The 13,528-nt window shown below is 34.9% G+C and carries 12 protein-coding genes; 10 read left to right on the top strand and 2 right to left on the bottom strand.

What is annotated here, in order from left to right:
• Positions 1 to 32: 32 nt before the first annotated feature.
• A complete protein-coding gene (locus LQV47_RS10170) occupies positions 33 to 854 on the bottom strand; it encodes an alpha/beta hydrolase (protein WP_230036496.1) in 822 nt (273 codons plus the stop codon).
• Between the two features lie 208 nt (positions 855 to 1,062).
• Here LQV47_RS10170 and LQV47_RS10165 point away from each other — a divergent pair, with 208 nt between their 5' ends.
• The 10 genes from LQV47_RS10165 (at position 1,063) to LQV47_RS10120 (ending at position 12,525) form a co-directional block, all read left to right on the top strand.
• Positions 1,063 to 2,547, top strand: a complete 1,485-nt coding sequence (locus LQV47_RS10165) for a hypothetical protein (protein WP_230036494.1) — start codon at positions 1,063 to 1,065, stop codon at positions 2,545 to 2,547.
• Positions 2,548 to 2,572: 25 nt separating this feature from the next.
• On the top strand, positions 2,573 to 3,205 hold the full coding sequence (locus tag LQV47_RS10160; protein WP_230036492.1) for a hypothetical protein: 633 nt from the start codon (positions 2,573 to 2,575) through the stop codon (positions 3,203 to 3,205).
• A gap of 7 nt (positions 3,206 to 3,212) precedes the next feature.
• Complete coding sequence (locus LQV47_RS10155) at positions 3,213 to 4,325, top strand: SMI1/KNR4 family protein (protein ID WP_230036490.1); 1,113 nt, start codon at positions 3,213 to 3,215, stop codon at positions 4,323 to 4,325.
• Between the two features lie 75 nt (positions 4,326 to 4,400).
• Positions 4,401 to 4,976 carry a hypothetical protein gene (locus LQV47_RS10150; protein WP_230036488.1) on the top strand — a complete coding sequence of 192 codons (576 nt, stop codon included), beginning with the start codon at positions 4,401 to 4,403 and terminating at the stop codon, positions 4,974 to 4,976.
• A gap of 63 nt (positions 4,977 to 5,039) precedes the next feature.
• Entirely contained in the window at positions 5,040 to 5,489 is a 450-nt protein-coding gene (locus LQV47_RS10145; protein WP_230036486.1) for a hypothetical protein, read from the top strand.
• Position 5,490: 1 nt separating this feature from the next.
• Positions 5,491 to 6,255, top strand: a complete 765-nt coding sequence (locus LQV47_RS10140; protein WP_230036484.1) for a hypothetical protein — start codon at positions 5,491 to 5,493, stop codon at positions 6,253 to 6,255.
• A 70-nt stretch (positions 6,256 to 6,325) separates the two neighbouring features.
• Positions 6,326 to 8,794, top strand: coding sequence for a tetratricopeptide repeat protein (locus tag LQV47_RS10135; RefSeq protein WP_230036481.1), 2,469 nt, complete (start codon positions 6,326 to 6,328; stop codon positions 8,792 to 8,794).
• Between the two features lie 62 nt (positions 8,795 to 8,856).
• A complete protein-coding gene (locus LQV47_RS10130; RefSeq protein ID WP_230036479.1) occupies positions 8,857 to 11,070 on the top strand; it encodes an ATP-binding protein in 2,214 nt (737 codons plus the stop codon).
• Positions 11,067 to 11,696, top strand: a complete 630-nt coding sequence (locus tag LQV47_RS10125; protein ID WP_230036477.1) for a response regulator transcription factor — start codon at positions 11,067 to 11,069, stop codon at positions 11,694 to 11,696. The genes LQV47_RS10130 and LQV47_RS10125 overlap by 4 nt, the downstream gene beginning before the upstream one ends.
• 223 nt (positions 11,697 to 11,919) lie before the next feature.
• Entirely contained in the window at positions 11,920 to 12,525 is a 606-nt protein-coding gene (locus tag LQV47_RS10120; RefSeq protein ID WP_230036475.1) for a GNAT family N-acetyltransferase, read from the top strand.
• Between the two features lie 395 nt (positions 12,526 to 12,920).
• Here the strand turns inward: LQV47_RS10120 and LQV47_RS10115 are convergent, their stop codons facing one another.
• Entirely contained in the window at positions 12,921 to 13,487 is a 567-nt protein-coding gene (locus LQV47_RS10115) for a hypothetical protein (protein WP_230036473.1), read from the bottom strand.
• Positions 13,488 to 13,528: the final 41 nt, after the last annotated feature.

Raw genomic sequence — 13,528 nt, 5'->3', positions numbered from 1 at the left:
TTCATAGTTTCTCCCAATATCATTAGCTCAGATTATGACTGAAAAAATGCTAGTAAGTCTTTATTGATTGTTTCAGCTTCGGTAGTAGGCATCCCATGAGGAAAGCCAGGATAAGAAATTAATTTTCCATTTTTAAGCAGGGTAGCGGCTACTTTTCCTGTGGTTTCAAACGGTACAATCTGGTCATCTTCACCATGCATTACCAGAACAGGAACGTCTACACTTTTAAGATCCTCAGTAAAGTCGGTTTCAGAGAATGCTTTAACGCAGTCATAGTGTGCTTTGATAGAGCCACTCATCCCTTGTCGCCACCAGTTTCTTTGAATGCCTTCAGAAATCTTGGCTCCTTCTCTGTTATACCCATAGAAAGGGAAAGTAAGATCAATAAAGAACTGCTGTCTGTGTTTAGCTGTATTATTACGGATATCATCAAAAACAGAAATAGGAACTCCATTCGGATTATTCTCATTCTGAACCATGATCGGGGTCACTGCACTTATTAAAACAGCTTTTGCGACTCTTCCGTTACCATGCTTTGCCACATATCGGATTACTTCACCACCTCCAGTAGAATGCCCTACATGGATGACATCTTTTAAATCTAAAGCGGTAACAATTTCCGATACATCAGAAGCATACGTATCCATATCATGCCCATAAGGGGTTTGCGCTGATCTTCCGTGGCCTCTTCTGTCGTGGGCAATCACTCTATAGCCCTGTTCTAAGAAGAAAAACATTTGAGCATCCCAGTCATCACTGGAAAGGGGCCATCCGTGATGAAAAAATACAGGCTGTCCTTTTCCCCAATCTTTGTAATAGATTTCTGTTCCGTCTTTTAAAGTAAGTGTGTTCATTGTTTATTTTTATGATTAATAATGTATTTTATTTTTAATATTCACAAATTTATATGGAAAACATCCATAATATATTGATCTAGGATAATATTTTAATTAAATATAAAAGTAAGGGAATGCATTATTAAAATATAGCTGATAATCGGGATTGTGTTATTCTTTACTTCTCTTTAATATTGACCCATTAAGAAGAATAGAATTTTGAAGTATGAAAATAATAGTATTCAGTATCTTTTGTATGTTGGCTTCAGTGATGGCTTGTACACAAGAAAAAAAAGATAATTCTCCATTAATTTCTTCAAAGAAGAAGATCATAAATAGTGTTCCGTTCTTAACGAAGCAGAATGATTTTGTATATGTAGATAAAGTAAGTTTGAAACCGGTCACTAATCAAAAATTCCGAAGTGCATCAGTATATACTCCCACTGGTTTTGCCGTTGTCGGAAATGAAAAAAATGAATATGCAGTCATAGACGAAAATGGAAAGACAGTGCTGGACTTCTCCGCTGAAAATATTAATTTAAATGTAGTAAACGGACTTACACTGTATAAAAAAGACATTGAATATGAAAAGAAAATGCCTGCCTGGAAATGGGATTGGAATATCTTAGGAGGCGGCATCAAGAAAGAGCAAACGTATCATAAAATCGAGATTGGAGTTTTAGAAAGCAAACAGGTCTTACTTCATGAGGACATTCCATATTTGGAGGATAATTATTATCTGAATTTTGTTTCTGTAGATCAAAACCACGTTTTTTGGAATGGAAGCCTTTATGAAATCAAAAAAAACCGTTTACATACAATTGAAAATAATATTGCTGAGCTGTTAGAGAACAAACGATTTCTCAAATCTTCAAATGCAAATTTTTCAATGTATGAACTGAACCAGAAAGAAGCAAGTCACAGCGGTTTGAAAGGAACTGAAACACTTTCACTTCAATTTGGTAAGGAAACTATACTCCTGAAGGATGTAAATAAAGAACGCTATGAACCGGAAGTTCCTAAGCTTTTAACAGACAGCAAAACCAATGATGTTTACCCTTTTCCACAGTATGAAAAGGTATTTCCGAAAGAAATTACAAAGGCAACAGCTTCGCAAATTGATTTTATTAAAAAAGTTTCTTTGGTGTATTCTATTACTAATTCACCTTATTTTCTGTTGGGTGTTTTTAATTATGATCATGATATTTGGGCGTTTGATTGGCTGTATATCGATACCAAAGGAAATGTTACAGATTCTATTGATACCTATAATTTTAAGGTTTTGGACCAGGTTGGAAACCTGGTTTGGCCCGATAGAAAAATGATCTTACCCACCCAGTTCATTGACAAAAACTGGAAATTTGGAAAAATAAATTCTTATCAGGGCATGAATGATGCATATCTTATCCGGATTGAAAATGAAAAACAATTGAGAACCATGGGCTTGTGGGATAGTAAAACAAAGACTTGGGAGATAAAGCCTGATTACCATGATATCTCGGTGTTGGATACAGAAAAACAGATCTATGCACTTCAAAAAGAGAAAGACGGTTTGTACACTCTTTATGACAGTAAAGATAAAAAAAGTATGGGTTCAAAAGCCTATACATCCATTAATTCGGATGGGTTGGTAAGTGTTAAACTTAGTTCAGAAGAAAATATATATTACTATATTGATATTTATTCCGGAAAAGAATATAAAGAGAATTAAATAATACATTGAAAATAGTAAAATTATGATTTTTAGAAAGCTATTGCCTGTTGCCGCTTGTATTGTAAGTGTACTATCTTTTGCACAAATAAGAACAGGAGTATATTTTTCTTCAGATAAAAAATACAACGAGATTATTGAAGAACTTGGAAATCCGTTAACGGGAAATCCCGTCATGATCGTAAAATCCTTTGTTCCAAACTATGGAAGTTATGTTTGGTATCTGAATGAAAGCAAAGCTGAAAAACCCTCTTATCTAACCGAAAATCCTAAGGATTTACACGCAGGTATTTTTCTCGAAGATCACGGTGGGCTCATTCCACAGATCGCCTTTAAAGACTTTGCACAGGGGTTGGCACAACCTAAATACCTGATTAACTTCTGTGAAATTGGCGATGCAGATCATGATGGCTTTCCTGAGTTTTATCTTACTTATTTTGAAGAATCAGACGGATTGGATGCCAAACCCTTGAAAGTGATTGTGTACACCAATATTGGAGAAAAAACATTTTCAAAAGCAAAAATTACCGGTTGGATTCCGTTTCAGGAGGAAGACCTGTATCGTGAAGAAAAGGATGCGAACTTTAAATTATTGCCCAAAATGATAAGACTGAAGGCCGAAAAGATATTGAAAGATGCCAAAAACGGAATGAACTAGAATACCTATGAAAATACCTAACCACTGGCACCGCTTTATAAAAACATTTCAGAAGAAATTTGATTCTGAAATAGTGTATGATATAGTACATGTTTTTCAAGATAAAGAAGCTGTTAATGAGCGTTTTACTACTCATGATTTCGAAACATATTTGCCTGATTATATTCCGGTAGCTGACGACTCAGGTGGCCGGGTAGCTGTAATTTCTAAGAATGATGAGGATACAAAAGTATACCTTACATCATATGGAGCACTACAGGAAAAAGAGTTCAAAATATTGGATCGTGATTTATTGCATTGGATGCAGCAAAAATTTCCTTTTGGTAAAGAAGATGATAGAATGTCTGAAGTAACAACAGAACAAAAAGCATCATTTGAAAGAGAAAATAATAAACTAATACAAAAAGTCAGTCAATTTCCATTGCTCCTGAATTTTTGGAATCAAACGTATTCAGTTGAGAATTTATGTTTGCCGGAAAACTATCCGGAAGTAAAAGATATTCTGGCGTTTCAAGAGGGATATGCTTTTAGTTCTGTTGTAAGTGAAAAATTAATAGGAGAAAAGGCTGGAGACTTCAAGGAAAGTTGGTTAGTGATTGCCAGCAACTATTTTGCAGATCCTTTTTTTATTGATTTTAATGATGCACAGGAGAATTTCCCTGTATATTTTGCCTTTCATGGTGCGGGAAAATGGACCCCTATAAAAGTTACAGATAGTATCAGCGAATTTCAAGAAATACTGAACAAGATTTTCGAAAATAGATTTGATAGAAACTATCTTGGTTCTTTTCTAAAAGAATTAACAATTTCAGGTAACGAGTTTTGGGATGAAGTGTACCAAAATGTCTTAGACATGCCAGATAGAACAGAAGAAGAACAGAGCCAAAAAAATTATGAATCCGATTGGCGCGAAGCAGAAGTGTACATCATTGATATTGGTCCCAATAAAATGAAAATTGTTTCTTTATTAAAAGAAGTCTATAAATTATCAGGGATTGAAGCTCTTCAAATGAGCAAACAAAACCGAATTTTATACCACGAGGGTCCTTACAAATGGATACAAGCAAGTGTCCGGGAATTAGAAAATTTAGGTGCAACAATAGAAATAGTCATGCTATAGATTTATGACGGTAATGTTGCTGAAGTGAAATTCTAATTATCACAAAAAAACCACCATTTTCAGGGATGTTTTCATATGGTATCTTTTGTTACTTTTAACTCAAATATTTTTAAAAGTAAAGCGGTGAAATACCTTATAATTTTAACTTCATTTTTAACATTATCCGGCTGTAAAACTGATGCGCAAAAATTGAAAATTTCTGCCATTTATACTGAGCCCAAAAAAGTTAGCAGAGAAATTCCTGGAACAGATTCAACACATACTTTTACAACTCGGACGGAAGTTACAGAGCGACTGACTCCTATGGTATTTATGCTTTCTAAAAATGCTGAATTACTCAAATTTCGTATACAGGGAAATATCAGTTCCAGTGGACGTTCCATTCATCAGATAAGAAAAATTCGTTTTGAAAAAGGAGAGCAAAATGGAAATTACATGACACTGAGGTATTACGTAGAGATTAAAAAAAAGCCGGGCAAAGAAAATGCTAATGTACAAGGATATAACTATACCAAAGATGAGGCCTGCAAAATACCAGATGATGTCAAATTAATAAAAATAGAATTGTACGAGGATAGGATCAATGAGATATCAGATACGAATCCCAAGCTTATAGCCCAACAAACGCTTAATTTTTTTGCTAAAATTTAAATGTCTGAAAACAATAATATGGGTTTGGAGAAAGCTGAATAAGCAATTATAAACTAAGCTACAATGAAAAATACTTTTGTTTTCTCATTTTTGAGTATCATTTTGGTAATGACCTTAAGTTGCAAAGATCCGGAAAGAAAAAAAACAATTTTCCGGAATTATCTGAAAAATAAGGAGTGGATTGTGAATGAAGGAGGACTTATTATTCCGGATGGTGGAAAAATCTATTCTATGTCTCCAAGAGATACTGCATTGATCTTCAATTTTCATGGTGTAACCTTTTTGGATGAAGAAAAGTTCAAAAGTTATGATGCCTGGCAATGTGGAAACGATTGCTTCACAGAGATACATGGCAGATATTATTTTACGGAAGCCAACCAGATAAAAATGGAAGTCGATAGTATTACAAGATCTGAATTCTGTAACGCACCTACACAAACATTCAAACCACCCAAAGTCATGTCTTTTAACCTTTTAAAAGAAGGAAAACAGCTAAAATTAAAAAGAAAATAATATGACTGATTTAATAAGAATATTCCCCGCTTACGAAGACGTATTTTATGATGATATTGAAAATCATAAAAAGTATTTCCTTCCTATTTGTTCAATTAATTTGAAACTTGTTGATCCATTAGAAGATCAGTGGCTGCATATTGTTTCTGTAAAGGAAATTTATGACGGCTGTGTCGGGGAAGATAAGCCGGAATATCACACACAATTTACCAAAGCTGATATGTTTGGCTTTGATGTTATTGACGGTAAATACAAATTTGATGCAGACTGGAACTATTTTTCAGCACATACCGAGATCTCTCCGGAAGATTATGGAAACAATTATTCAGATTTAGAGATTGAATACAATATGAATGAAGCCATGTATCAATTGAAAAGAGAATATTACCAAAAATACAATAAGCTTTATGATAAAGACTGTTATCGACCAGGTTTAATGGTAGAAGATATTCGCCGTTTAGAGCGTTTACGGAAGCTTACGGTTGAAGATCTGGAGAAAGATGATTACTCAAAATATGCTGAGGAACGTTTGCAAAAGAAAATGTATGGTGTTTTTGATGAGCTGAATACCGATTCTCTGCCTTTAGAAGAAACTCACTTCGGAGGAGATAACCTGACAGACAAACCTTATAAAAATAATCATACATTGATGGATTATATCGGGTGCGTCGAAGGCTATGATTTTCAAAATACAGCAGCAGATCAATTGTATCTGTTTTATGACAAAGAACTTAAAAAGGCAGTAATCTGTTTGGAGTATACTTAATCCGAAACTCATTATTAAATCCCTGCAAACTGGAATATTTCAAAAATTTACGATTTACTAATTTTAACTAATGGCACACCGTATTTATCTATACAATTACGATCAGAAAACGAATCAATCTTTCGATACCCATTTAGGCGAGTGGAACTATGAAATTCCATTATTGCTGTATCCTCTGTTGGCAGAAGATATTAAAGTGGAAGGCGTTGAGTTTTTCTCTAATAAAGAACAGGGAATTATTCACCTGCGCTACTTCTTCAATTTACTGGCTGATAGCTACCAATTACACTACAAAAAAGCTTATTACGAACCTGTCAATACAATGTTTGAGTTCCTGGAAGCATTGCCGTATGATTCCTTCGTACTGAATGCAACAGATGTTTTCAATATGAACGAAGAAAAGCATAAAGTACAGGCAAAGGAATGGCTGGTGGAGATTCAGCAGAAAAATAAGCTGTATAAAAAAGCAGTAGAAACTCAGAATCTTTCATTATTAGATTCTTTGTTTTCGCAATACGGTTACACCTCATTTCTCGATATTTTACAAACCGACTGGATCAATTACGGATTGGGCTATTTTGAGGAGCTTGCTTATAAGAAAGTAGCATCTTCTGTATTTGAAGAAGATGGAAAATTTGGTCTTAAGGACGCAAAAAGCGCTATTTTAGCTCCGGCCATATATGATGAAATTTTTGAAGCAGACTATAATTACGGTATATCGGTGATTCAAAAAGACACTTTGTTCGGTTACCTGCAGAGTGATGGGAAAGAACTGGTTCCTCCAATGTATGAACAAGCGTTCGATGTGTTCGATTTTGCGCAGGAACCCTTGGGTGAAGTAAAAGTGAATGGAAAATCTGGCATTTTAAAAGTGTATTCAAACACATGGCTTGTTCCTGCTGATTATGACACAATCGAAAGAGTGGCTTATGGATTTTTAGGGGTAGAAAAAGATGGGAAATTTGGAGTTTATGACGATGAAAGCAGACTTCTTCTTCCCATTGACAGTGAAACCCCTTATGAATATGATTACTTTCCGGAATTGTTTTTTACCAGACAAAAAGGAACCAGTAAGCGCAGATATTATACGAAAGAAGGAAATTATCTGGGTGATTTTGTAGAAGATAGTATCCTAAATGCCGGTACCTGTTTCTGGATCAAACCGAATAAATTCGACAAAAAAGGAAGGTTGATAGATGAAAAAGGCAATCTTATAATAGACGAAGCGGATCAACTGATTTTAATAGATAATTTTGAAACACTGGCGATTCGCAAAGACAAAAACTGGAAGATTTATAATACCTTAAAACATCAGTTTCTGTTAGATAATGAACATATTACCAAAGTAAAGGCAGAATCAAGTATCGGATATAAAAGCAATGTGTTTACCCTGGAAGTCCAAAACGGATTGGGACTTTTTGATGCAGTTAATGAGAGTTGGTTAATTACTCCTCATTCCGAAATTAAAAAGATCCATTATCTGGATCATGGGTTTTTATCAGCTCAAAAGAAAGAAGGCTACCGACTGTTTGATTTCCAAAATGGATTGTCAGCCGAATCATACGACTATATTTCTAATCCTTTGAATTATAGAGCCGATGAAGGCTTGCTGTTTCTTTATCAGGGTGAAAATATGTTGAGAATGAATGAAGATAAAAGCATTCATCCGGTAGAGATTGCCGAGTATGGATCTATTTATCTGGACCGGTATTCATTTAGGGGAAAAGATTTAGACTATTTTACGTCTTTTTATAATCGTTGGAAAAACCAGGCAGGCAATAACTCTGAGCAGTTCATGGATGTTGAAACCATTAAAAAGATGGCTTTTGACGCAAAGGAGAATCGAGATTACCATGAGGCGTTGCGCCTGTTTGAACTGTCTGCTCAAAAAGATGATATCGATAGTTGGGTAGAAATGGGTATATTACTCACCGATCCTGATATTGAATCATTGTTTGACCCACAAAAAGGCATTGTGTATTATGAAAAAGCAGCACAACAAAATCATCCTGTTGCCTGGAACAATATAGGTGCTTTGTATCACAACGGGACAGGGTATTCTTTTAATATCAAAAAAGCAATTCGGGCCTACGAGAAAGGAGCTGAGCTTGGCGATGGAATGGCGCTTGCCAATTTAGGGGATCTGTATTATTTCGGAGAGCATGTAATACAGGATTATGATAAAGCACTGGATTTTTATCAAAAGGCCGAGAAAAAATACTACTACAATTATGATAAAATTTCAGAAATCTATTATCAGTTAAGAGATTATAAAAATCTTCTGGTTTACCTGAAGAAAGATTATGAACAGACTTATTCAAGGATCTATTACGGCATTATCTACGAACATGGTATGGGAGTAAAATCAGATTTGAAGAAAGCCATTAAGTACTACGAGCAAGCTAATGCTTACAGCGCCTACGAATACGCTACCCAACGCCTGGTGTACTTCTATGGTGAAGATCCGACATTTAAAAATGAAAAGAAATTTCAGAAGTGGAAATCTTTTGCTGAACAACATGGTTTCGAAATAGACTAGCTGGTATTTTGCCTATATTTACGTTCTTTGTAATAATAAAATTTAATAGAGTTAAGGATTTGATGTACAGGTTGTTATTTATATTTACTTTGTTTATTTGTTCTTTTTTTGCTCAGGCACAGGATGTTGTAAGCCAATTAGAGAGGGAATATAACAATGCTTCAAATAAAACAATAGAGCAGTTGGATCTGGCTCCCAAATACGCTAAAGCCCTATTTTTACGTAACTTAAAATCAAAATCCTACCAGATTTTAGAAACCAGCATTTCTATCGCAGCAAAACAAACGGATGGGAAATATGCCACCATCTTGTATGCTGTTCAAGCTATGAATTATCGACTTGATAACAAAGGAACTGAAGCTTTGAAAAGTCTTGACATGGCCAATGTGTATAGCTTAAAAACGAACAGTAACGAGGCTAAAGGTTATTTTCAATATGCAAAGGGGTGGATTCTGATACGTAATAATAAAACAACTGATGCCGCTGCCGCTTATTTGAAAGCTATTGACTATTATGAAAATTCACCAACAACTTCTACACTGTACGGAAGATTTGCTACCGTTGTTAAAGAGTTGTCCACTATTTATTCCAACCTCAATGAATACCAACTGGAAGAAAAATACAGTAAGCAGTTTTTGTTGTTGGCATCCAAACAGAATGACCCTAATCTTATCTTTGATGCCTATATGCGGATGGGCTACGTCTATGAACAAAAATACGCGCAAAATCCATCGGATGTAGCGTTGAGAAATAGGGCAGAGCAGTATTATTTACAGGCCATTAAGACTTTCAACAAAAATAAAGAGGCTATGCTCAACAAGACTAGTCTTTCCTATGCAGCCATCAATTTAGCCAATCTGTATACTGGTTTTGATAGAGATAAGGCGATGAAATATGCCCAATTAGCCAATACCGTGAGCCTGGAAACCGGTGACGCCATTCATATCGCTTCTTCATTTGGGATTATGGCGGAGCTGGCTGTACAGGATAAGGATTATGATTTAGCAAAGTCTTACTTTCTAAAAGCTTCTATGGAAATTGGGAAAAGCCCGGTTAGAGATCATAATATAGAATTATCTATTCTTGAATCTTTATCCCAACTTAGCGAAGAGCAAGGCAATTACAAAGAAGCCCTTAATTATTATAAAAGTTATGTCAACAAATACAAAAGTATTTATGATCAGGAAAAACTGGATATTACCAAAAGGTTAGAATCTCAGTTCGACAAAGAACGGCAGGAACAGAAGTATATAAAGCTACAGCTGGAAAGCGATAAAAAAGCACAGCAGATTAAGTTGATCAATATATTGCGGGCACAACGTGAACAGGTGTACAACAACTTAAAATTAGTGGAGGAAAATCAACGCGAGCGACTGAAATTTTCAGAATTGGAATCGGAGAAAAAAGAACAGCAGCTTCGGTTGGCAAAGTTAGAAACCGAACAAAAGAACAAGGATATCAGCAACTTTAAAAAACTGTTGACATTCAAGGAAAAGATCAATACCTATTACATTGTTTTTATTTTCATTTTCATCGTTTTGATTATTTTATTGCTTTATGCCTATAAGCAACGTGCAAAGTCGATGAAGCAAAGAGACGAATTGCATGCCTTAGCTATGGAAAAAGAGAAACAAAATTCAAAAATATCTACGCTTACGGCATTGTTGGAAGGGCAGGAACAGGAACGTGGCCGTTTAGCCCGTGATCTTCATGATGGATTGGGCGGCTTGCTTTCAGGAACCAAACTTCAGCTGTCTTCTTTAGACCCTTACCAATCCGAAAGCATAGAAGAAGAAATTTCAAAATCTATTACCCAGATTGATGGTGCTGTAGAAGAGCTGAGACGGGTAGCGCATAATTTAATGCCTGATTTATTAATGAAATACGGATTGGAAGTAGCCATTCAGGAGTTTGCTTCCCGCATGTCTAATACTTCATTAGATATCCATACCGAATTTATCAGTTACACCGATTCCATAGCAGAAGAAAAGCAGCTGATCCTATACAGAATCATTCAGGAATTGGTCAACAATGCCATAAAACATGCCTATACTTCCGAAATTATTATTCAGATCAGTGAAGAAGAAAATGTATTAAATCTTACAGTAGAAGACAACGGTAAAGGTTTTGACCCTACAAACTTAGACGTAAGAAAAACAGCAGGTTTTCATAATATAGAATCAAGAGTCCAGTTTTTAAAAGGAACGATGAACATCATCTCCGAACAAAATATTGGGACCAGTATAGAACTTCAAATTCCTATTCATTACACATGATAAAAGTAGCCATAACAGATGATCATCCACTTCTATTGGAAGGACTGAAAAATATTTTAGGAAACAGCGATACGATAGATGTTGTAGATTGTTTCAAAAGCGTTTCAGAAATGAATGCAGGCCTGGCAAAACAAGCTGTCGATATTTTGTTGCTGGACATCAATCTGGTAGATATCAACAGTATTGAACTTATAAAACCTTTGAAGAAAAAGTATGGGAACCTCCAGATTATTATGCTTAGCGTTCATAATGAACTGCCGGTAATCAACAGTACTTTAGCGGAAGGCGCTTTGGGATACATTCAGAAAAATGCGTCAGTTTCTGAAATTCTGGAAGGTATCAATACCGTATATGCCGGTGACCGTTTTTTATGCTCACAAACCAAGTCTGTTTTGGAGAAGAAATCATCAGATGGGTTGCATCAGGTGCCGAAATTAACACGAAGAGAAAAGGAAATCTTAGCCGAAGCAGCAAAAGGACTTACGACCAATCAAATGGCTGAAAAGCTTTTTATAAGCCCGCACACCGTAGAAAGTCACCGGAAGAATCTTATCGAAAAATTTCAAACGTCTAATCTTAGTTCAGCTATTAAACTAGCCATAGAATACGGATTGATTATCGAATAATACAAGAGCCGGGAGTTTGTTTTTTGCTCCCACAGATTACGCAGATTTCACAGTTGATATTGGAAAACGTTATGAATAAATACTTCTGATAAAGCAGATGCTAGATTTTCGCTTCGTCAGAATCGATTTCAATTGATTCATTGCTTAGATTACTTAAAATAATAAGTCCCTAAAAATAAAATCTTCGTTAACAAAATAAGATGAATTTAAACCATTAAGAAAAGTGAATATTTTAGGTAAGTTTCATCAAGATCAATTTAAGACAGAACATTATAAAACAAAAATGAACATAAATTTACGAACAGAAAGATTACATTTAAGTCTTATCTCAGCAAACGATATTGAAAACATTTTCGAATTGCAATCCTTAGAAGAAACGTCGCGGTTTAATACTTCAGAAGTTCCAAAAGACATTCAGGAAACTGAAGAAATGGTTAAAAAATGGATGATGGAAAACAATAAAGAAAAAGCCAAAAAATTCACATTCGGCGTTAATTTGATTAATGAAGATACATTTATTGGATTAATTGGAATTAATTTGGGGAAAGAACATTATAAAAACGCTGAAGTTTGGTTTCAGCTCCATTATAAATTTTGGAATCAAGGGTTTGCAACAGAAAGTCTAAATAAAATACTGGATTTCGGTTTTGAAAATTTGAAACTTCATAGGATAGAAGCGGGTTGTGCCATTGAAAATATTGGCTCTATAAGTGTTTTAGAAAAAGTTGGTATGCTAAGAGAAGCACATACCCGAAAATTACTTCCTTTACAATCTGGGTGGTCAGATAATTATGGGTATGCTATTTTATCAACCGACGAAAGAAAATGAGAGAAGTACTTTCAGGTTTAAAAACTAACACGTTGGCTGTAGCAGGGTTGGAAAGGTCACAGAAAGCACCGAAAAAATCTTATCAAAACTAATCTTAGTTCAGTCATTTAAACTGGCTATAGAACACGGTTTGATCATCGAATAATATATTCTAAAAGGGTAGCAAAGCTGCTGGCTAAACGTTCGCTTAAAATGAATCAATAAAATTGATTCACTGCTTTGCTTCCTTAAAATAATACGTTACTAGAAATTAAACCTTTGCGTCTATAAAATTCAGCGTAAATAATCTGCATTCAATTTTTTGAAACTGATTCATATTCATACCAGCAAAAAGGTCTGCTTACATCGTAAAAGCAGACCTTTTTTATATAAATTTAAAATTAGGTGTTCAATTATTAATCTTTGAATCTCAGCACAGCCTGGAACAGATTTTTCTTTCCTATTAAATCGTACTCATCGTTATATACAGGCTCATAGATGAATACATAAGCACTTCCGTCAAAATCTTTTAAATTAACAGGCTGATCCACCATGATGTCATAAAACCTCGTAATAGTACGCGTAGCTGTCCATTGTTTTACGTTTCCTTTAGGATTTTTATCGAATCTGTGATCTTTTGTATCTGTATAATACCAATAGGATGGCGCCTCATCCATTAAAAATAGTTCTTTGTCCTTGTTATACAGTTCCTCTGCCATACCTGTATTTTGAAACCAGGGAACCTCAGTATTGAAAAGTCCCAGAGCTTCCGCATAAATATCCTTATTGGTCGTTGCTCCCACTAAAAAACCTTCAAGATTGGTAGCGGCAAACTCAAATATAAAAGGTGACTTTTTCAGATCATAAACATCATTGACCGGTTCAATTACTTTTCCGTCCTGTTTAATAACTACTTTTAACGATTGTGCAAAAGTCATTAAGCTTAGTAAAGAAAAAAGGAGGGTTAAACTTATTTTTTTCATTGTATATCTTTAAATAACTGCTGCAAAGATATGTACTTTAC

It is taken from the genome of Chryseobacterium sp. Bi04, from assembly GCF_918698085.1.
In the GTDB taxonomy this organism is placed as follows: Bacteria; Bacteroidota; Bacteroidia; order Flavobacteriales; family Weeksellaceae; genus Chryseobacterium.
The sequence above is the reverse complement of the archived record's forward strand: the minus strand, read 5'-3'. Positions and strand labels throughout refer to the sequence as shown.